General features: G+C 34.9%; 20 protein-coding genes. 1 reads left to right on the plus strand and 19 read right to left on the minus strand.

The genetic code is table 11. The features are described 5' to 3' along the window. A partial coding sequence (locus tag M2098_RS04230; protein WP_280681830.1) for a transposase occupies window positions 1–397 on the plus strand: 397 nt, incomplete at its 5' end. Between the two features lie 198 nt (window positions 398–595). Here the strand turns inward: M2098_RS04230 and M2098_RS04235 are convergent. From M2098_RS04235 to prfB, 19 genes are all read right to left on the minus strand, one after another. Then, entirely contained in the window at window positions 596–1,357 is a 762-nt protein-coding gene (locus M2098_RS04235) for a DUF1829 domain-containing protein (RefSeq protein WP_280681832.1), read from the minus strand. A gap of 9 nt (window positions 1,358–1,366) precedes the next feature. Further along, a complete protein-coding gene (locus M2098_RS04240; protein WP_280681834.1) occupies window positions 1,367–1,816 on the minus strand; it encodes a hypothetical protein in 450 nt (149 codons plus the stop codon). Between the two features lie 85 nt (window positions 1,817–1,901). Continuing rightward, entirely contained in the window at window positions 1,902–3,356 is a 1,455-nt protein-coding gene (gene glgA / locus M2098_RS04245) for a glycogen synthase GlgA (protein WP_280681836.1), read from the minus strand. Window positions 3,357–3,365: 9 nt separating this feature from the next. Further along, window positions 3,366–4,481 (minus strand): glucose-1-phosphate adenylyltransferase subunit GlgD, encoded by a 1,116-nt coding sequence (gene glgD / locus M2098_RS04250; protein ID WP_280681838.1) that lies wholly within the window; start codon window positions 4,479–4,481, stop codon window positions 3,366–3,368. After that, a complete protein-coding gene (locus M2098_RS04255; protein ID WP_280681839.1) occupies window positions 4,481–5,632 on the minus strand; it encodes a glucose-1-phosphate adenylyltransferase in 1,152 nt (383 codons plus the stop codon). The genes glgD and M2098_RS04255 overlap by 1 nt, the downstream gene beginning before the upstream one ends. A gap of 192 nt (window positions 5,633–5,824) precedes the next feature. Continuing rightward, window positions 5,825–6,784 (minus strand): phosphate acetyltransferase, encoded by a 960-nt coding sequence (pta, locus tag M2098_RS04260; protein ID WP_280681841.1) that lies wholly within the window; start codon window positions 6,782–6,784, stop codon window positions 5,825–5,827. A 152-nt stretch (window positions 6,785–6,936) separates the two neighbouring features. Further along, window positions 6,937–8,043: a hypothetical protein gene (locus M2098_RS04265; RefSeq protein WP_280681843.1), complete on the minus strand. Its 1,107-nt coding sequence runs from the start codon at window positions 8,041–8,043 to the stop codon at window positions 6,937–6,939. Between the two features lie 299 nt (window positions 8,044–8,342). Then, window positions 8,343–8,774, minus strand: a complete 432-nt coding sequence (locus M2098_RS04270; RefSeq protein ID WP_348521563.1) for a methylated-DNA--[protein]-cysteine S-methyltransferase — start codon at window positions 8,772–8,774, stop codon at window positions 8,343–8,345. Window positions 8,775–8,788: 14 nt separating this feature from the next. Continuing rightward, window positions 8,789–10,240 carry an AlkA N-terminal domain-containing protein gene (locus M2098_RS04275; protein ID WP_280681845.1) on the minus strand — a complete coding sequence of 484 codons (1,452 nt, stop codon included), beginning with the start codon at window positions 10,238–10,240 and terminating at the stop codon, window positions 8,789–8,791. A 105-nt stretch (window positions 10,241–10,345) separates the two neighbouring features. Beyond that, window positions 10,346–11,191: a folate family ECF transporter S component gene (locus M2098_RS04280; RefSeq protein WP_280681846.1), complete on the minus strand. Its 846-nt coding sequence runs from the start codon at window positions 11,189–11,191 to the stop codon at window positions 10,346–10,348. A gap of 108 nt (window positions 11,192–11,299) precedes the next feature. Then, complete coding sequence (locus M2098_RS04285) at window positions 11,300–12,541, minus strand: folylpolyglutamate synthase/dihydrofolate synthase family protein (RefSeq protein WP_280681848.1); 1,242 nt, start codon at window positions 12,539–12,541, stop codon at window positions 11,300–11,302. After that, window positions 12,542–13,192: a uracil-DNA glycosylase gene (locus M2098_RS04290; protein ID WP_280681850.1), complete on the minus strand. Its 651-nt coding sequence runs from the start codon at window positions 13,190–13,192 to the stop codon at window positions 12,542–12,544. A 105-nt stretch (window positions 13,193–13,297) separates the two neighbouring features. Continuing rightward, window positions 13,298–15,364 (minus strand): type I pullulanase, encoded by a 2,067-nt coding sequence (pulA, locus tag M2098_RS04295; protein WP_280681852.1) that lies wholly within the window; start codon window positions 15,362–15,364, stop codon window positions 13,298–13,300. Between the two features lie 69 nt (window positions 15,365–15,433). Then, window positions 15,434–16,729, minus strand: coding sequence for a CHAP domain-containing protein (locus M2098_RS04300; protein WP_280681854.1), 1,296 nt, complete (start codon window positions 16,727–16,729; stop codon window positions 15,434–15,436). Between the two features lie 17 nt (window positions 16,730–16,746). Then, complete coding sequence (ftsX, locus tag M2098_RS04305; protein WP_280681856.1) at window positions 16,747–17,649, minus strand: permease-like cell division protein FtsX; 903 nt, start codon at window positions 17,647–17,649, stop codon at window positions 16,747–16,749. A gap of 139 nt (window positions 17,650–17,788) precedes the next feature. Then, window positions 17,789–18,694 carry a permease-like cell division protein FtsX gene (ftsX, locus tag M2098_RS04310; protein ID WP_280681858.1) on the minus strand — a complete coding sequence of 302 codons (906 nt, stop codon included), beginning with the start codon at window positions 18,692–18,694 and terminating at the stop codon, window positions 17,789–17,791. Beyond that, entirely contained in the window at window positions 18,687–19,376 is a 690-nt protein-coding gene (gene ftsE / locus M2098_RS04315; protein WP_280681860.1) for a cell division ATP-binding protein FtsE, read from the minus strand. Before ftsE ends, ftsX (M2098_RS04310) begins: the two co-directional genes overlap by 8 nt. Before the next feature lie 96 nt (window positions 19,377–19,472). Next, window positions 19,473–20,324 carry a YitT family protein gene (locus M2098_RS04320; RefSeq protein WP_280681862.1) on the minus strand — a complete coding sequence of 284 codons (852 nt, stop codon included), beginning with the start codon at window positions 20,322–20,324 and terminating at the stop codon, window positions 19,473–19,475. Between the two features lie 7 nt (window positions 20,325–20,331). Next, a protein-coding gene (gene prfB / locus M2098_RS04325) for a peptide chain release factor 2 (protein WP_280681864.1) occupies window positions 20,332–21,433 on the minus strand; the annotation gives its coding sequence in 2 pieces (ribosomal slippage) (window positions 20,332–21,369 and window positions 21,371–21,433; 1,101 coding nt in all). Between the last annotated feature and the right edge of the window lie 3 nt (window positions 21,434–21,436).

The raw sequence follows: 21,436 nt of genomic DNA on the forward strand, positions 1-21,436 counted from the left end.
AACCGAAGATGATTTAAAAGACACAGAAGAATCTTTGAAAAAGACAAAAAAGACAAAAGCAGAACTTCATAATGAAAGACTTGATGACATAATTGAAGCAATGCGAAACTCTCAGATAAATGAATTTAATAGATGTGCAAATACTCTGGAAAAATGGAAAGAAGAAATACTAAATTCATTTGTATGGTTTGATGGACGACGGTTCTCGAACGGTGTAATTGAAGGTAAAAATAACTATATTAAGAAAATTTTGAATAATGCAAATGGTTTTAGAAACTTTGAGAGAGCTCGCAATAAAATCATGTACTCGCAAAATAAGTATGAGCGCTATTCCTTAAGTGAATACAGGACAAAGAAGAAAAAAACAAATAAGAAAAAGAAAGGAACGAAAAAATAGACCTCAGTCTTGACTGAAGTCTATTGATTGAACTGATGGCTTTAAACTAATAGAGGGGTCAAGATTGACCCCTCTATACTTTATAACTTTTGTCTAAAACCCCGCTAGTTCTCAAAGCACCTGTATTTTTCGTATGTATTTTATAAAGAAAAAGAGCAGAATTACTTCCACTCAACTATGTTTGATTCATCTTAACTATTATTGAAAATAATGAACATCTTCATCAATATTAGACCAAAGAACAGTCTCAATGTTATATTGTTTCAAACCTTCTATTATTCCATAATCAACTTTATTATTATCATTTATCAAAACAATTAACTTACTACTAGTACGAGTAGTAAAAATATCATTCCAAGCAAATATTGTGTTCACCATATTATTCTTTGTAGTATTATTCATAGCTTTACATAGGCGTTCATCATTATTCTTGTTTCTTTGAAACAGAAAATCAAAACTATGAGTTAAACCCGTTTTTCCAACAAAAGTGATGTTATCAGAATAATATATTTCATGCGTATCAAAATAGGATTTAATATCTTCAAGAAAGTAAGAAGTTACTCTATTTTGCGAAGTTAAATACATATCATCAACTCTTAACATAGTTTGTGCTAAAGCATGCACTTTTTGAACTAAATCTTTTTCATTTGATACTATTTCCAACTGATTACCATTTAACTTTACACCCATTTTTGAACAAATCTCTTTAATTGATTCTTTTCTTTTCTCTGATATACTCAAACCGGTATCAGATAAAGATCTAATCACATAAGAATCATCACTGATGATATATTCCTCTGGATTATTCTCACTAACTTCTAAATATACTTGTAACGCATCATTGTATCGATCAAAAAAAGGTAAAGTTAATTCTGTTGAATTTTCCAATGTTTTTCCAGTCAATGAGTGTTTAAGATACTCCAAATATTCATTTTTGAATTTATTCAAATCAAATTCCATATCTCTCTCCTAACTAAATAGCGTTTGTTGATCATTAAATATTATCTTACTCTTACTTACATTAGTTATGTTAAATTCATCTATAAAAGTCAAGCAATAGTCTACAAGGTTTTCATTATCTAATTTAAACTCAATTGCGTCTGATAATACTTTTCCAGTATTATCAAGAATATGTAAATGTGTTCCTTGAATTCTTTTACCATCTGAATTGTAATGATTAAGTGTTTCACCTATATCTAACCTTAATAAATCTACTTTTGTATCAGCTGTCATTGCATGAAATGTACACTTGTTTGGATTCTTTTTTGAGCGGTTAACCACTATCGTATAATCCTGACGATAAAGTTTAATACTAGACGCAGTATATCTCCTAGATTCTCCTCTTTGCGGTATAGTCAAATATTTTTCAAGTAATTCTTTCAAGTCTAATACTAAACTTTTATAATTAATGTTCGCCATTTTATTCCCTCACTCTTATAAACCACAGTTTTCTATATACAATATAATAACATAGAGTAGAAGAAAAAAATAATAAAGAGCAGAATTACTTCCACTCTTCGAACTCATCATAAACTTCTTTATACTCTTTTGCACTGTGTTCCCAACTCACGTCAGTTGCCATAGCATTTCGTACAAGTTGTTTGTAATCTTTTGGATTGTCATAGTAACATTCCAACGCGCGATATACAGCATCAACCATTTCCCAACCATTGAAATTGGCAAAGCTAAATCCAGTACCTTCTTTTGTGTATTGATTATATGGAATGACTGTATCTTTTAACCCACCAGTTTCTCTAACAATTGGTAAGGTTCCATAATGCATGGAGATAAGTTGTGAAATTCCACATGGTTCAAATTTTGAAGGCATTAAAAATCCATCACAAGCTGCATAAATTTGATGTGCAAGATCTTCATTATATCCACAATAGAAGACAAACTTTCCTTTGTTTCCAGCTTCTACTGCTCGAAAATCATTTTCTATATCTGCATCACCACTACCAAGCACTACAATTTGCATATTTGCTGCAATCAAAGCACCCATTTCTTGTTGCACAAGATTCAATCCTTTTTGACCAGTTAATCGTGTAACTAATCCAACTAAATATACATCTGGATCTTCTTGTAATCCAAGTGCTTTTTGTAATGCCAGTTTATTAAGTTTCTTGTTTTTGAAAACATTGACCTTATTGTAGTTATGTGGAAGTGTTGTATCCGTTTTTGGATTCCAAACATCTACATCAATTCCATTCACAATTCCACGTAAGCTTTGAGCACGCATTTGAAGTACATGTTCCAAATGTTCACCATACTCACTTGTTAGAATCTCTTGCGCATAAGTTGGTGATACGGTTGTCACCTTATCTGCATAGACAATTCCACTTTTCATAAAGGAAATTCCAGTATCAAAACGAACATTTCCGTTGTCATATAAATGCATACTTAAACCTAAACATCCATCTAACATATCTTTGGAGAAATTTCCTTGATATGCAAGATTATGAATCGTATACACATGACGAATGTTTAAATAACGTGGGTCATGTAAGAAGTTTTCCTTACACATAACTGGAATCATACCCGTATGCCAATCATGCGAGTGCATCACATCTGGAAAATAGTCCAGTTGATTGCACATTTCAAGAACTGCTTTTTGGAAATATGCAAAACGTTCACCATCATCTTGATAGCCGTAAAGTGCACCTTCACGTTCAAAATACCCTTGGTGTTCAACAAAGTAGTAACGTACATCTTCATAAACGCTTGTTAATAAACGTACAGGTACTTCTACATAATTGATATTTACTGAATACTCACAAACAAATTCTAATTCTTCATGATTTTTTTCAGCGATTTTTTTATACAATGGGATAACAACACGAACATCTAACCCCAACTTCAATAATTCTTTTGGTAGAGAACCTACAACATCTGCAAGTCCACCACTTTTAATATATGGCAGTGCTTCTGCTGCCACAAATAATACTTTTTTCTCACTCATTAATAACACCTAAATCCGATCACTTCGTTTAATGTATACAGGTTGATCTGCACTTCCCTCAACTTTTTTCACTTTGTTGATGACAGCATTTTTATCCACAACTGCGTATTCAACAACAACATCTTTACCAATTTTTGTTCCTGGTAAGATAATCGAGTTTCTAACAACAGCTCCTTCTTCAACAATACATCCACGTGAGATAATACTGTTTTCAATTGTTCCTGAAATTAAACATCCATTTGATACAAGCGAACCTGTGGCTTTTCCACTATTAAAGTAGTGTGCAGGACTTGAGTCATTAGTTTTTGTATAAACGGGTAAGTCATTATCAAATAATTCATTACGTGTATTGATATTTAATAAATCCATTGAGCAATCAAAGTATGCTTTAAAGCTATTGATTGCATATAAGTATCCTTTGTGTTGGTATCCACGAATATCTAAGTATGCAGTTGCATCTAATACCATATCGCGCATCCAATATAGAGATGAGGTAGTGACTGCTTGGTCAATCATCGCTAAGAAGATATCTTTATTCATAATATATGTATCCATGGAAATATTACAATTTGCTTTTCCACCCAGGTTAAGATTCATACTCTTAACCCCTTTTTGTCTATTTAGTTCAATCACATCACAGTTGATAAATGCTTCATCTGCATTGTTTACATTTTTATACATCATTGTAATGTCTGCACCTGAATCCTCATGTGCTTTAATAACATCATTAAAATCAACAGTATATAACATATAGTTTGAAGTAATCACCACATATTTTTGAGGCATTTCTTCAATACGTTGTCTATTGTAGTTAAATGAGTGAACATCATTTTGGTAAATACGACTTGCTTGATTATCTTCATCAAACAATATTTTTAATTCCCCACGTTTGGTATTGATGTTGTACTGACGTCCAGCCCCAACATGTGCAATAATACTACGTGGTTTTTCATTTACATATAATTGAATGTTTTCAATTCCTGAGTTTGTTAGGCTTGATAAAGGGAAGTCAATCAAACGGTAACGTCCAAGAAATGACGTTGCTCCCATGGAACGGTATTGGCTTAGCCCTTCAATTTCAAATCCTTTGTTTGAATATACAACAATTCCAAATGCATCAGCCATTACGCTTTCCCCCCTTTACTTGCAATCACATTTTCACTAATCAATTCAATCTCTTTACTGTCCTTGCTACCAACAACAGCATTTTGACCAATGATCACATCTTCCTTGACAATCACTCGATCCAAAATCGCACCAGGTTCAACGATAACACCTGGTAATAATACAGAGTCACGAACAATCGCTCCTTCACCAATTACACAACCAAGTGATAACACCGAACGTTCTACACACCCATGAATTTCACACCCTTGGTTAATGTACGAATGAACAACCGTTCCCGTCTCTCCAATATAGTGTGGTAATGATGTTGAATCTTCTGAGTAAATTTTCCAGTTTGGATCATTTAGATTGATCTTATCTGGGTGATATAGTAAGTCCATATTTGATTCCCAAAGTGAATCAATTGTACCTACATCTTTCCAATATCCACCAAACGTATATGCATATAAACGTTTGTGTTCTTCTAACATTTTTGGAATGATATTCTTTCCAAAGTCATGCACAGAATTTGCATCAGATGCATCATCGATTAACATCTTACGAAGTTGTTTCCAGTTGAAAATATAAATCCCCATACTTGCCAAATTGCTCTTCGGTTGTTCTGGCTTTTCTTCAAACTCCACAATTCTTCCTTCGCTATCTGTATTCATAATCCCAAAACGACTTGCTTCTTCCATTGGTACTTCAAGTACAGCAATCGTTGCATCTGCTCTATTTTTGACGTGCTCTTCCAGCATCATCTCATAGTTCATTTTGTAGATGTGATCCCCAGATAGAATTAAGACATACTCTGGATTGTTTCGATCTAAGAAATCGATGTTTTGTGTAATCGCATCTGCTGTTCCTTCATAAACATTTAAATCCGCTTCTGCTTTTTCACGTGGTGGAAGTACATAGACACCACTGTCAAATGTATCAAGTCCCCATCGTTGCCCTTGACTGGCATATGCATTTAATAGTACTGACTCATACTGCGTCAATACTCCAACGACATTAATATTACTGTTTGCACAGTTACTAAGTGGAAAGTCGATGATTCGATATTTTCCACCAAAATGTACTGCTGGTTTTGCCACAGTATCAGTTAAGGCATGCAATCGAGACCCTCTTCCTCCAGCTAGAATCATTGCTACCATATTACTAGCTTTCATAATAAATAAACCCCCTCTTTTCGTATTGTTATAGGTAAATCATACAACATAAAAAAATAAAACTCTATGGTTTTAATCGATATAGTTATACGATACTTATACTTTGTCTTTTTCGTTGAAGAAAGTGGAAAATTTAGTCGTTGCAAAATAAAAGTGAGTTATATATATAACCCACTCGACTGTATAAATATCTTATTTTTGTGCTGCAGTAATTACTGATACAGAATAGATTTCTTCTGCATTACATCCACGACTTAAGTCATTGATTGGTGCATTAAGACCTTGAAGAATTGGTCCAACAGCTTGGAATCCACCAAGACGTTGTGCAATCTTGTATCCAATATTTCCAGCTTCAATTGAAGGGAAAATAAATGTATTACATTTTCCTGCAACTGTTGAATCTTTTGCTTTTGTGTTAGCAACTTCTGGTGAGATGGCAGCATCAAATTGCAATTCTCCATCTACTGGGAAATCTAAGTTCATAAGTTTTAAACGGTTTGCAGCATTACGTACTTTATCTACGCTAGGCCCTGCACCAGAACCTAATGTTGAATAAGATAATAATCCCATAACTGGTTCAACACCAAACACTCTAGCAGTCGCTGCTGTTTCAATTGCGATTTCAACAAGTTGATCTTCTGTTGGATCAATGTTGATTGCACAATCACTCATTACATATTTTTCATCTCCACGAGCTAAAATAAATGCACTTGATACAAGTTTTGCTCCTGGTTTTGTTTTGATAATTTGTAAAGCAGGACGTACTGTATCAGCAGTTGAATATGTTGCTCCACCAACAAGTCCATCTGCAAGTCCCATAGCAACTAGCATCGTACCAAAGTAGTTCCCTTTTTTTACAGCTGCACTTGCTTGTTCTTTATCCATTTTCCCTTTACGAAGGTCAACAAGTTTTTGAACCATTTCATCATGTCCTTCATAGTTTTCTGGATCGATAATTGTAATTCCAGTAATGTCAAATCCTCCAGCATTAGCTGCTGCTTTTACTTCTTCTTCATTTCCTAATAAGATTGGTGATAACACTCCATCTTTTTGTAGTTTAGCAGTTGCTTCTAGTATACGAGCATCTGTCCCTTCTGGATAAACAATGCGAATGTTTTTCCCGTTAATTTTATCTAACATACATGTTAACATTTTTCTCTTACCTCTTTCTTTGCGATACTTTCCGTATCTATTATACTCCTTTTATACAACTTTTCACATATCTTGTTTGATATAAAGAAATATATGGAAGCGCATGCATTATGCAAAAAAATCATATTATTAATATAGGACTTTTTTGCATATTATATAAGTACACGTTGTTCAATATATGTATACGTTTGTGGTGCATTTGATAATAATGTTTGTTTATCATAATAGTAAAAGACAACTGCATTTGCTAACCATTCATATGTATTATCATTCATGTTTGCACTATATTTTACAGGTAGTTTCCCTTTTTCACTTACATAGATTGCTTCAAATTCTGGTGTGCGGGAAATTGCAGAATAAAAATCATATGCATGAGTTGCTTCATGTAGAGCAGTTGTTGCATAGTACGCTGCTCCATTTAACCATAGACGGCCATCACTATATGCCATACCTAAATATGGATAGGGTTTGCTAGTATCGATCAGTATTGTATGAAGATTGTATTGATTATAAGTGACAGGAAGTGATTCAAGTTCATTTACATATGAGCGAATCACATCATCAGATACATTGCTTCCAGCAACAATCTTCCAACCACGAACATGTAAATTACTACGATCCAAACTTGGCATACTTGGGCTTTGACTAGCTAACGGTTCTGAAGGTGCGATACTTTGTACTTGTGCTTGTGGCTGCATTATAATCTCTTTTTCATGTACGTGAACATGTATTTGTTTACGTGAAGATTTTTGGTTTACATCCCTTGCCTCAATAACAATCGTATACTCACCAGTAACTTCAGTATTTACATCGTTTTCGATAATGTCATAGTTTAGTTTTCCATCAACCACATCATATGCTGAAATTTCCAGTTGTTCGATACTAAATGTATCCCCTACTTCAAGCTCAATTTCATCTACCTTGGTTTCAATAACGGGTACTTGTGTATCTTCCATTTTGACATATACATCGACTATTTCATTTGCTACATCATCTGTACTATCTGACGGTTTTACTTCAACTGTAAAAATATACGCATCTATATCTTTTTGTGCTTCCTCTTTAAAAGTTACAATCACTTTATCATCTTTTAATAACGCACTTGTAACTTCATCCTTAATTTTAGCTTTGGTGTTATATTCCACTATGATTTCTTTATGTGAATATATCATTTCACTTGCGCTTGCTTGATTGGTAAATATAAAAGCTCCAACCATGATCACAATTAAAATCATGGCAATTCCCCATTTTTTTCTCATCAATTCTCTCCTTCACACACAGTTTATTTATATTTGCGATGATACATCTATATATAACGCATAATTGATCAATTGCAGTTCCCTATTGCAACAAATAATCATTTAATAAATAGAACTATTTTTCATTATAAATACTAGCATATCATGTAGCAAAGTCAATTGAAGTCCACGAGCAAATAAAAAGACACTTTAGTGCCTTTCTAAACATCTTTAGGAACAAATAAATCTTGCATATCTACTTGTTCGTGTTGCAATAGTGCAATCTTCTTTTCGATTCCTCCTGCATATCCAGTCAAACTTCAATTTGTTCCAACTACACGATGGCAAGGAATAATGATGGAAATGGGGTTGTGTCCAACTGCTCCACCGATTGCTTGTGCGGACATTCGCTTGATGCCTTTAGCTTTTGCGATTTGTCTTGCAATATCTTGATAAGTAATTACTTGCCCATAGGGAATACGCATAAGAATATCCCATACATCTTTGCGAAATGGCGTTCCTACTGGAGCTAAATGCAATTCATCAATTGGTGGTTTCTCGTTGCAAAAGTATCGATCTAACCAACTTTTGGTTTGCATGATTATTTTATGTTGATCATCATTTCTCATTTCTTCGTTGATATTTTGTTTGTAATACTTTTGATCTTTCATCCATACACCAAGTAGTGCATCATCATTTACTGCAATTAATAGTTCACCAATTGGTGAGCGATATATTGATTGTATAATCATGTTGTTTCTCCATTCTACTTGTTTTCTAGTTCCCACAAGCCAATGGTTATATAGCTACGATATGGTTTATATGCATCAAATACTTTTTGATCTTCAATTGCATATTGCTGGAATCGTTTTTTTATTACATAATCTGAAGTTAAAAGAATATCTGTATCGATGAACGTACGTAACGCAACATAATCGAACGTCCAAGCTCCGATACCTCGTATTGCACATACCATCTGTTTTGTTTTCTTGTAGTCAGTCATACCTTGCAATTGCAAATTTGTTGTACACAGCAAGTTTGCTACACCCTTTAGAGCATCTACTTTGGTACGTGTCAGTCCTAGTGGACACAGTACATCATATGCACGATCCATACTTGCTACTTTTTCTGGTGTTGGAAATGCATATTGAAGTCCTTCTATATGTGAATTTACAGGTTCACCAAACTGTTCACTAAATCTACCTAGCACTTGGATTGCTTGTTTCACACTGACTAATTGTCCAATAATTGCACGGCACACCATTTCAAAATCATTTGGTGAACCTGGAATACGTGTTCCTATTTTATAGCAATCAGGAATTATCGTATTCGCTGACTCTAAGAGTTCATATATAAGATATGGATCACTATGTAAATCAAACATATGACGTACTTTACGAATAACTTGTGGTAATACTTGAATAAGACTTTCAGATATCGTTAGTTTTAAGACACTCTGCTTTTCAGCATTTTCAACGATAATGGTTCCATAGATGTATGTATCATTTTGTTTGATTGTTAGCACTCGATAATATGTGTCATTTTCGATTTTCTCAACACCTGGTATGAGTCGATTTGCCAGAAAAGCTAATAACGCATCATATCGAAATGGTTTTTTATATCCTAGTTTTACGGTAATCGTATCATCCTTCACCTTTTGACAACCTTTGCGAAAGTGACTTGGACTCATACGATATTGCACTTTAAATGTATCATTGAACCTGCGTAAACTTTTAAACCCAGCAGCATATGCAACATCAACAATACGCAAGGAAGTATCAGTTAATAAGTTTTTCGCTAATAACAAACGTGCCGTATCTATGTAATTCTTTGGTGAAATATGCAACTCTTCTTGAAATATTCTTCGCAAGTGTCGATCACTAACTTTCAGTGTTTGAGCTAATTCAGACATACTATGTTCTTCTACATACCCATCATCGATAAGTTGTAATGCTTGTTTCAATATTTGTTTTGTATGATCTATTTTAGCACTTCCTGGTGCAAGTTCTGGTCGACAAATTAAACAAGGACGATACCCATGTAGTTCTGCTTCTGCTGCACTTTTACAGAAGGTGCAATTTTGTTTTTTTGGCATCTTTGCACTACACACCGGTCGACAATAGATTCCAGTCGAGGCAACACTCATAAAGTATTTTCCATCAAAGCGAATATCTTTTGCTTGAAATGCTTGATATAAATAATCTAAGTTTTCTTTCATCTTGCTACCTCCTTACTGCAAGTATACCACCAATATACATAGATACTCGCTATTTCCGGACATAAAAAAAGTAATTACCAATTTTCAGCAATTACTTCATTTCCACTATTTTTGTTTACTTGCAAAAGATACTTTGTGGACAAGTTTTACCAAACTGAATCCAACGACAATATCAATCGGTATCATTACACAAGCTTTTACAACTCGAATAAACATCGACACAAACCATGGTATGTGATACATCACATCTAACCATAAAGGTGTAAGAATAATCGAATATAATACTTCACCTACAATTGCAATCATCATCCATTTGGCAAATGCTGCAGCTGTATCTTCTTTTTGATTTTTTTGCATATATCGCAATACCACAAATAAGACAACAATCGCTACACTAATAAATAAGACAATCGACAATTTCATCACCGTAGTAATTGCCACAACATCTTGTCCAACTTGGATTTCATCCATTTGGAAAATATATACTGCAGCACCAACACCCAAGCATATTAACACCGTATATATAATACGAAATGCGAGTTTTGGTTCCATCGACTGGCTTTTTACATACCATAATGATGGTAGTAAAGTAACCAAGACGTGACTAAGGGTAAACCCTAAAAACGGTTGATCGGTTGGGACAATTAATAAACCAACAAGGTCAAAAACAAGTCCAACCAAGTATGCCCATGATGGTGATAAACTACTACCTGCGACAATTAAGACAAGTATCACAAAGGATAGTTTTACACTTGGTACCCCAAAGAAGGGGATCATCACCGACAAAGCATTCATAACGGATGCTAATAAGACAAACATTGCGGCGAACACAATATTCTGAATGGTAACTTGAAGGGGATATTTTTTAAATACAAATAAACATAACCCAATAAGCACCAACAAACAAATAACTTGGACGAGTAAATCGCCACCTGAAAAACCTGAAAACATAATTTGTTTGCTACTCAAATGAGTAATAGAATTCCTGTTTCGGCGTGCGTACACTCCACAGGCGTAAATTCCGCTAGAAGGTTTTTCTTCCCGCGTACATTCTAAAACTTAAGAAAGAGTAGACTCTCCTTTCTTTAAAAACATGTCTCGTACTTCTGCAATAAAATACAAAGACCCGCATACAAGTAAGATATGCGACTCATCCATCAGTTCGTTGATGGCTTTACGATAGTCTTTGATGATTTTGACATTCTTTCCTGCTGCAATTGTTTCAGCTGTTGCAGCACGTGGGAAATCAAATTCACACACAGTGATATCATCGCTTATTTCCATTAATAAATCGATCATCTCCCCATATGGTTTATCAGCTAAAGCACTAAACAATACTCTAATATTATCATACTCACGACACGAGTCAACAAGAGCACGCATGCCTTCAACATTATGTGCACCATCAATAATAACTCGAGGATGTTTTTGAATTTCTTCGAATCGTCCTTTCCAAATTGCATTTCGTATTCCTTGGTGCAAGTCTTGATCACTAAATGTAACTAATTCACGTTGTCGCAATTGCAATAATGCTTCTATTGCCAAACTTGAGTTTTTTGCTTGGTATTTTGCCAATGTTTGTTGGTCAAAGTGCATATCACGATACGTAAAGTGAAGCATATCATCCACATATACATCACGTGGATCATCACATACGATCATTGGACTGTCGACTTGTTTGCATACGTTCGCGAAAACATCTAAGCATTCTTGTCTACGTTCCATAGTCACAAGTGGTGTATGTGCTTTGATAATACCTGCTTTTTTCTCAGCTATTTCGACATAGGTCTTGCCTAAGAATTCCATATGGTCCAAACCGATATTTGTAATCACACTAATCATTGGAAAAATGATATTGGTTGCATCACGGTCTCCACCCATTCCTACTTCAAAAATAGCTAAATCAACTTTTTGGTCCACAAAATATTGAGCCGCAATAAACATATCGATTTCAAACATGCTTAAATCGTGCTCCACCCATTTTTCATAGTATGTATTTGCATAATCAACGATTGCTTGATCACTAATAAACGTATCATTGATGCGAATTCGATCATGATGACTTTCCAAATACGGTGATGTGAACGTTCCTACTTTATAACCTGCTTCCATCAATACGTGATTCATCGCATTAACGGTACTACCTTTTCCATTCGTCCCAGCAACATGAATACATTTAAGTTGAAGGTGTGGATTTCCTACTTCTTCCATAAACGCTTTTAACGACAACAATTGTAATCCATTGCGTTTTTTTACTTCTATTTTATCGATGACTTGTTTTGAGTTTGTAAATTTCATCATTTATAATCTCCAATCAATTTCTGTTTCATTATGTTCCTTTAAAAATGCATTGGTTTGTGAGAATGGTTTACTACCAAAGAACCCACGATATGCACTTAATGGAGATGGGTGTACACTTTCCAAAATAAGATGATTTGGATTATGCAACAACGCTTTCTTTTCAATCGCTTGTTTTCCCCATAAGATAAAGACAATCGGTGTATCTTGTTTATCAAGCTCCATCAATACACGATCTGTAAAGATTTCCCAACCTTTTCCTTTATGTGAATTGGCTTTATCTTTTTCTACAGTTAATACCGTATTTAATAATAAAACACCTTGCTTTGCCCAGCTGGATAAGTCTCCAAACAAAGGAATTTCATATCCCATATCTGCTTTTAACTCTTTAAAAATATTCTGTAGACTTGGTGGTATTTTTACCCCCATTTCCACAGAAAAAGCAAGACCCATTGCTTCGTTTTGTCCATGGTAAGGGTCCTGTCCTAAAATAACAACCTTCACTTGTGTATCTTTAAGTAATTCAAACGCATGAAACCATTGTTCTTTTGGTGGATAGATGGTTTTACTTTGCATCTGTTCATCCAAAAATTCCATTAGTTTCTGATAATATGGTTGTGTTTGTTCGTTTGCTAAAAATGTATCAAATTTCATAATATCTTTTCTCAATGGCAAAATTATATCATAAAAATATATGACTAAGACATCATTATGACATGTTCGCATCAATATAAAGAAAAACATGCCATTTTAGACATGTTATCTCACTTTTGTGATTAGTACTCCATATGGATATACATCAAATTGATCCACATAATGATCTTGTACAATTCCATCACTGAAGATAATGGTTTGACTTTCTAATGGCTGCACATGAAATGTTTCTCCCGTTGGATTAAAATACACATGAAGTTCATGAGCTTCATCACTTACTTTATACACCAACATTTTCTCATCCACATGATCATAAATCACATGATCATAGATATCTTCAACTTCTCGTTTACGAAATACTGGGTAACTCTTTCGTAAGGAAATTAAATCTTTTGTATAGGTTACAACATCAGCATTTTTTGCGATTAATGTATAATCCAATCGATTGATATCATCACCACTATTGTATGAATTACGAACCCCTTTTTTCGTGCGTAAGAATTCTTGTCCAGCATGTAAAAATGGAATTCCTTGCGCAAGTAAAACAAATGCAAGCATCATCTTATGTTTCTTACGTTTGGTTTCATTTGGCTCATCTGCGCAAGCTAAATTAATGTAATCAAATGATGTATACCCATCATGACAAACCACATAGTTTAGTGCATGTGTTGGTGAACTAAAGATTTTATGATACCCAAAATCACCTACACTTGCACCAAGCACATTCATCGTTTGAAACATACGTGCTACATTACCTAATGCATACCCTTTATCATAATAGGTATTGCTTGGATCTCCTTTAACTGCTTGACGAAACACATCTGAAAAATGTGCAACATGCTCCATTTTCTCATTATTGATAATCGCTGCACGCTTATCTTCTTGTAAACCTGAAGGCATATTCCAACCTTCTCCATATATCATAAAGTCCGCTTTTTTTGCTTTTGCCTTTTCACTTATTTCATTCAAAGTATCCACATCAAGAATTCCCATCAAATCAAAACGTAAACCATCAATATCAAAATAATCAATCAGATATTGACTGCTAGCAACAATCATCTTTCTACACATCAAGCGTGATGAATCGATATCATTTCCACACATGGATGCATTTGTATATGTATAATCATCGGTAATTTGGAAATAGTAATACGGCACAGTTTTATATAAACTTGAACTCTCTATCTCATATAAGTGATTATAGACAACATCGATATTCACACGCATATCTTTTTTATGAAACTCTTGGATCATCATTTGGCATTCATAAATACTTTGTTCGGGGTTAAAAGGATTACTTCCATATGCATTTGACAAACTAAACCAGTGATTTACATCATAGCCCCAATTGTAGAATTTCTTTGGACGACTATCATCAACACCAAAAAAATCAAAGATTGGAAGTAATTGCACATGTGTAATTCCTAATGATGCAAAGTAATCAATTCCTGTTTTCGAGTGATTGGACATTCCCAGTGCTTGAAAGGTTCCAGCTTCACTTGCATCACGGACGCTTAACTCATAAACAACGGCATCAACTTCCGATTCGATTGGTGTAGTTGGTTGTATACACTGTGGTTTTTGTGGATTTACAACAATACTATAATGTGCATTTGCATCAACTGCTTTTCCATAGGGGTCAATTGTCGCAAAGATATGGCCATTCACACTAACTAGATAATGATAGCGTTGATGTAATACATCTTCATATACTTTACGTGAATACACTCCATGTTCATCACGAAACATCGGGTAGATGATACGTTCTCCATTGAGTATTTCTAAATCTACACGGTAAGCAGTAGGTGCCCAAACTTTAAACATCGTTCCATTTTTATCATAACTAACACCTAAGTCATCTCCATCATAATAAAAGCGTTGTTCAAAACGATCCGTTTTTACAACCATGGCAAATTCAAGTGGTGTTCGTCTTCCTAATTCGTGAACCACATCATATTGAATTCCATAAGTGATTGGCTTACTTAGTTTACACGTATAACAAATATAGTCATCAATTTCTTTTTGGCTTTCAACCATGAGATCTAAAAAATGATGATCGGTGTCTTCCATATAAAAACTCACTGGAATCTCAGTGATACTTTCTTTCTTTCGATATATATGCAACAAATCTTCATCATCAAGATATGCTTCAAAAAAACTATGCATTCTCATACTCTACTTACCTCTTCTTATGTATTATACCATGTTCATGTTTACGAAAAAAATAAGGCACACTGTGCCTTATAGATAGATAAATCCAATTGGTGTTCCACGTTGTGCGCATAATGCAGCATAACTCATTTGACTTGTTAGTGTATATTGAATTGCTACATCTAAACTTGTCCATGTTGGAAGTCCACCCCCTGGAGCATTTACATTTGCTTCAGAGATGGTAATCATTCCACCACCATAACTTTCAACGAATGCGACATGACCATAGTATCCATGTCCCCAAACCGCAATTGCGTTTGTTCTTGGTTCGCTTCCTACACTATATCCACGTGCAGCAGCAGAACCATACCAATCTTGTGCATTTCCTGTTGGAAGTCCCATGTAACTACCGTTATTTACTTCATTTGCACGTCCATATGCATACCATGTACATTGTCCAATGTATTGCGCTACAAATGGGTTTAATCCTGTTGTATACCAACCAGAATACCAATCACGGTTCCAGTTTAGTGATCCACTTCCTGCATTTGGTGGTGCTGCCATTGTTGGCATCAATCCGGTCATAGAATCCACCATAGAATCCGCAGATGCAATTTGTGCACGCAATTGTTCTTGTTTTGTAAGAATCTCATTATATGCTAGCTCTGCTTTTTCTTTTTCTTGTGCAAGTTGTACACGTTGTACTTCTAAGTTTTGTTTTTCTAATTCGTGTGTTTCTTTAACTCGAACTTTTTCCGTTTTTGCTGCTTCAAGTTGTTTTACTTCTTCTTTAAGTTCATCCATCAATTTACGGTCCGCATCATTGATAGTACCAATACTTTCACTACGTTGAATGAAATCAACTAAGTCTTCTGCACCCATAATGAAGTCAACATATTCATTTGCATTGATAGAGACTTGAACATCAAGTAAACGTTCCAAGATTTTTTCTTTTCTTGCTTGTACTTTTTCTTCATGTAAGGCAATTGCGACATCTGCTTTTGCAATCTCATCTGCAATACTTTGAATTGCAGCTTCTTGCATTGCAATTTCGCCTTCTTTATTTGCTACATCTTCTTTTGCTTTTGCGTAGTATGCTCCAAGTTCGTCAATGTTTCCTTGAATTGCATTGATTTCACTTTGCGCGTTATTTTTTTGCTGTGTTCCAGCATTTATTTTTCCTTGCAAGTAATTGCGGTATTCATTACATTTCGCAATTGTATTTTGATCTGTCGTATACTGGGTACATAACTCTGTCCAGTATCCTTCATTTCCTTCAAACTCACTTTTTCTTTGTACGTTTGGATTTTGAATGTTGAACCCAACCAACATTGCTACTACAAGTACACTTGCAGTAATTCGTTTTATTCCTTTCGCTAAATTCATTGATGACCTCCTATGAACTATCGCTTCCATTTTAAGTTTTTATTGATTGCTAGCAAACTACCGATAAATCCAACGAAAATACCGATGGCTAGTAAAATCCCACTCAAGTATACCACAAATGGTAGTGGAGCTAATAATGTAAACATCGAAGTTAACATATGTCCACCAAGCATATCATATACATACCCATATCCAAATATCGTCAACAAGATTGGAATGATGGAACCTAGTATCCCGATAAAGATTCCTTCAAACAAGAATGGTGCTTTAATAAAACCGTTACTTGCTCCTACATTACGCATAATTGCGATTTCTTCACGTCGGTTATGGATATTAATTTTAATCGTGTTTGAAATTAAGAACATCGCTAGAAAACTAAGTGCCGCAATAAAAATTCCACCATAAATACGAATACTATTAAATCCTTTAATCATTGCATTTACACTATCTCCACCATAGTTTGCATCCATGATGCCATCCATTTCTAAGATCTTTTTCTTAATTGCTGGGACGTTTTTCCCTTCATCTGCATCTACATAAAATGCAGCTGGCAAAGGATTACTATTTTTAAAACTGTTGTATTTTCCTTTACTTTTTTCATCATTGATTAATAAATCCAACTGCTCGCTAGCACTTGAATAACGCACATTTGTGACATGATCAATAGACTTTAATTTTGCTTCCAATTCTGGAATTTGACTATCTTCCACAATCGTATCCACACGTGCTAGCACTTGAATATGTGTTTCGATATTTGTGGTAAAACTTGAAACGTTAAATGCAGCAACTGCAAATAACATGATTAAAATTAGTGTAACTGTAACCGCAAAAATACTGGAAACAGATGCTCCCAGGTTTCTTACAATGCTTTTACATGCTTTTTTTATATTATAAGGTATTGATTTGATAGCTCTAATCATTATCCTTTTCCCTCTTTTCCGAAATTCTTCTACTAAACAATTATAGCAAACTTCACATAACAAACCAAACTTTTACATCATAAATGTAAAAAAATATGAATGAATGGTTCACAAAAAAATAGTAGCATATTACACGCTACTATCGTTTCCATTTTAAGTGTTTGTTTACAGATAGTAAACTACCGATTGCTCCAACAACAATTCCTGCTAACAGCAAAATCAGTGCAATGTTTCCAATAAATGGCATTGGCTTATATAAGCGGAAGACATCAGTTAAGATTCGTCCATTAAAGTAATCATAAAGCACGTGATATCCAACCATACTTACAATGATTGGAATAATGGAACCAATGGCACCAATCATCATTCCTTCAAAGATAAATGGGATTTTAATAAACCAGTGGCTTGCTCCTACATTACGCATAATTGCAATTTCATTACGGCGGTTTTGAATCGCTACTTTGATCGTATTTGAGATTAGGAAAATCGCAAGTACACAAAGCACACCAACAAAGATGGCTCCACCAAGGCGTACTTGGTTAAAAACATTCACCATACCTAAGGTTGATTCTCCACCATAGTTTGCATCATATACATTTTCAATTTTTACAGCTGCATCACGCACATTTGCTAGTGCTTCACCTTCTTTTACATCCAAATAGAATGCAGGTAAGAATGGTTTGTCTTCGCGTAAACTTTCGTATTGTTCTCCACCCTGTTCCGTGTTTTCAATCAGTTTATCAAATTCTTGATCACTTGATGAATACGTAACACTTTTCACATTTGGAATACGTTCTAGTTCTGCTTTGATTTCATCTTCTCTAGCTTTTGGTGTATCGCGTTCAACACGTACTTGTACTTGTACTGCACCTTCTACTTGAGAAATAAAGTGATCCAAGTTCAATGCTGAACATAGAAAAATAGAAATCAAAATCAAGGTTACCGTAACTGCAAGTGCACTTGAAATTGTACTTGGTATATTACGACGCAAAGAATTGAATGCACTTTTAAGAAAGAATGGGATGGAGCGAAAAAACTTACTCATGGTTGATGTAACCACCCTTCATCATATCTGCAACAATATATCCTTCCTCAAGTGCGATCGTACGCTTTTTAAAAGAATCTACCAATTGTTGGTCATGTGTAACCATTACAATTGTCGTTTTTTCTTCTTCATTGATACGTTCTAGTAAACGCATAATTTCACTTGATTTTTCAGGGTCAAGGTTTCCGGTTGGCTCATCAGCAACCAACACTTTGGGACGATTGGCAATAGCACGACCAATCGTTGCTCTTTGTTGCTGCCCACCACTTAATTCACGCGGGAAACAACGTGCCTTGTCTTCTAAATCTACAAGTTGTAATACTTCACGAACCCGTTTACGAATTTCGTGTTTATTTTCACCGATTGCTTCCATCGCAAAAGCGATATTTTCAAATATGGTTAAATTCGGTAATAAACGGAAATCTTGAAAGACAACTCCAATATTACGACGGTAATACGGAACTTTCTTAAATTTTAGCTTTCCTACATTTGTATTTACTACAGTTACGGTTCCTTCATCAGGAACTTCTTCTCCATCGATGAGTTTAATAAATGTAGATTTTCCTGAACCAGTTGGTCCAATCAAGTATACAAACTCACCTTCAGAAATATGAAGGGTCATATTTTTTATCGCATGTACCCCGTTCGGATACGTTTTTGATACGCCCACAAAATCGATCATTGTTACTCTCCTATCTATCCTATGTATGAAGGAATGTATGTTTCCTTTATTTTATCACTTTATCATATTTGTGTTACATTTTCGAATTTGTAACACTTATCCGTTATACGTAAATCCTTCTCCATGTACTTCATTTACGTTATTAACAATCATAAATGCAGATGGATCTACATGTTCAATAATTCTTGTTAGTAATGGCAATTGCTTTTTCAAAATAACAACCATAATCATATAGCGATCTTCTCGTGTATATGCACCTTTTGCATTCACAATTGTTGCACCACGATCCAATTGCTCATAGATTTGCTCAATGATAGTATCTGTATAATCAGAAACAATCATCACATTTTGTGCTTCTGCCATACCAAGTAACATCGTTTTTTCAACCATGAGACTACTTACATACACGGAAATCAATCCAATCAGTGCTGGTTCAATACCGTGAATTGACATCCCTAACAATACCGTTAATGCATCTGTAATCAAAACGAGTCTTGATACAGGGATGTTGGTATATTTATGAATAATCAGTGGAGGAATATCCATCCCTCCCGTTGAGGCTCCAGTTCGAAAAACAAACCCAAGACCACCACCAACAAATACTCCTGCATAAATAGAAGCTAATATCGGATCAGTCGTAATGGTATATTTTGCTGCAATCAATCCAAAGACATGAACGAGTACAGGATATAAAATACTTGAAAACGCCGACTTAATCATAAAGTTGCGTCCAAGAAATGCTCCACCAATCAAGAATAAGGATATTGTGAGAATGGTAATGATGTCAGTTACATTGATTGGCACAATTGGTGCTATAGCAACTGCAATCCCTGCAACTCCACCAGATAATATATCGTTAGGTACAATAAAGAAAGCAACTCCAATTGCCAACAATACATTTCCCAGTAGCATCATGCCTACATCATTTACTATCTCTTTTTTACTCATAATTCTCCTACTTCACTAATGATTTTAAATATGCAAAGACAAAGTCATCAAGTTTTCCATCCATGACTCCTTGCACATCTGTTGTTTCATAGTTTGTGCGGTTATCTTTCACAAGTTTATACGGTTGAAAAACATAGGAACGAATTTGGCTTCCCCATTCGATCAATTTGCTTTCTCCTTTAATTTCTGCCATTTTTTGCATTTGTGCTTCTACTTCTTTTTGATAGAGTTTACTTTTCAAAATCAGCAATGCTTGTTCTTTGTTGTCATGTTGGCTACGTCCATTTTGGTTTTTCACACTAATTCCAGTAGGAATATGGGTAATACGCACAGCGGAATCCGTCTTATTGACGTGTTGTCCACCTGCTCCACTTGAACGCATCGTTTCAATTTCCAAATCTTTATCTTCTAAGACAATTTCAACTTTGTCGTTGAATTCAGGAATGATATCGACACTTGCAAATGAAGTATGTCTACGTCCTCCTGAATCAAAAGGAGAAATACGCACCAGTCGGTGTACTCCTTTTTCACTTTTTAAATATCCGTAAGCCATTGGACCTTCAATACGGACTGTGACACTTTTTAAGCCTGCCACATCTCCTGGAAGATAATCCAAGACTTCCAGTTTAAAGCCTTTGCTTGTTGCATACTTTGTATACATCCGATAGAGCATTTCTGCCCAATCGCAAGATTCGGTACCACCTGCACCAGGATGCAATTCAAGAATGCAATTGCTTTGGTCATATTCACTTGATAATAGCACTTGGATTTCAAAAGCTTCGAGTTGTTCTTCAAAGCTTTCATATTCCATTTCAAACATTTCGTGAAGTTCATGATCTTCTTCTACTTTTAACATCTCATAGATATCAAATAGATTTGTATAGGCAACTTCTAGATGATGACTTCCATCCACATATGCTTTTAACACATTCAAGGATGCCACATTGGCTTGCGCCTTTTTGTGGTCATCCCAGAAATTTGGTTCATTTTGCGCTTGTTCAAGTTCCTCAATTTGTTTTTTCTTACTAGCTAGGTCAAAGAGAGTCGATAAGTTGTTTTAACTTATCACTGTCATTGTCCAAGTGTTGTTTAATCTCATATAATTCCATAGA

This window comes from Breznakia sp. PFB1-19 (assembly GCF_029893935.1).
GTDB lineage: Bacteria > Bacillota_I > Bacilli_A > Erysipelotrichales > Erysipelotrichaceae > Breznakia > Breznakia blatticola.

Bases quoted from the DNA above. Each gene is read 5' to 3' on its own strand.
- pta (WP_280681841.1), bottom strand. From the start codon at position 6,784: ATGTTAACATGTATGTTAGATAAAATTAACGGGAAAAACATTCGCATT.
- glgA (WP_280681836.1), bottom strand. From the start codon at position 3,356: ATGAGTGAGAAAAAAGTATTATTTGTGGCAGCAGAAGCACTGCCATAT.
- M2098_RS04280 (WP_280681846.1), bottom strand. From the start codon at position 11,191: ATGTTTTCAGGTTTTTCAGGTGGCGATTTACTCGTCCAAGTTATTTGT.
- M2098_RS04300 (WP_280681854.1), bottom strand. From the start codon at position 16,729: ATGAATTTAGCGAAAGGAATAAAACGAATTACTGCAAGTGTACTTGTA.
- M2098_RS04255 (WP_280681839.1), bottom strand. From the start codon at position 5,632: ATGAAAGCTAGTAATATGGTAGCAATGATTCTAGCTGGAGGAAGAGGG.
- pulA (WP_280681852.1), bottom strand. From the start codon at position 15,364: ATGAGAATGCATAGTTTTTTTGAAGCATATCTTGATGATGAAGATTTG.
- glgD (WP_280681838.1), bottom strand. From the start codon at position 4,481: ATGGCTGATGCATTTGGAATTGTTGTATATTCAAACAAAGGATTTGAA.
- ftsX (WP_280681858.1), bottom strand. From the start codon at position 18,694: ATGAGTAAGTTTTTTCGCTCCATCCCATTCTTTCTTAAAAGTGCATTC.
- M2098_RS04320 (WP_280681862.1), bottom strand. From the start codon at position 20,324: ATGAGTAAAAAAGAGATAGTAAATGATGTAGGCATGATGCTACTGGGA.
- M2098_RS04285 (WP_280681848.1), bottom strand. From the start codon at position 12,541: ATGATGAAATTTACAAACTCAAAACAAGTCATCGATAAAATAGAAGTA.
- ftsE (WP_280681860.1), bottom strand. From the start codon at position 19,376: ATGATCGATTTTGTGGGCGTATCAAAAACGTATCCGAACGGGGTACAT.
- M2098_RS04290 (WP_280681850.1), bottom strand. From the start codon at position 13,192: ATGAAATTTGATACATTTTTAGCAAACGAACAAACACAACCATATTAT.
- M2098_RS04240 (WP_280681834.1), bottom strand. From the start codon at position 1,816: ATGGCGAACATTAATTATAAAAGTTTAGTATTAGACTTGAAAGAATTA.
- M2098_RS04235 (WP_280681832.1), bottom strand. From the start codon at position 1,357: ATGGAATTTGATTTGAATAAATTCAAAAATGAATATTTGGAGTATCTT.
- M2098_RS04275 (WP_280681845.1), bottom strand. From the start codon at position 10,240: ATGAAAGAAAACTTAGATTATTTATATCAAGCATTTCAAGCAAAAGAT.
- M2098_RS04270 (WP_348521563.1), bottom strand. From the start codon at position 8,774: ATGATTATACAATCAATATATCGCTCACCAATTGGTGAACTATTAATT.
- ftsX (WP_280681856.1), bottom strand. From the start codon at position 17,649: ATGATTAGAGCTATCAAATCAATACCTTATAATATAAAAAAAGCATGT.
- M2098_RS04265 (WP_280681843.1), bottom strand. From the start codon at position 8,043: ATGAGAAAAAAATGGGGAATTGCCATGATTTTAATTGTGATCATGGTT.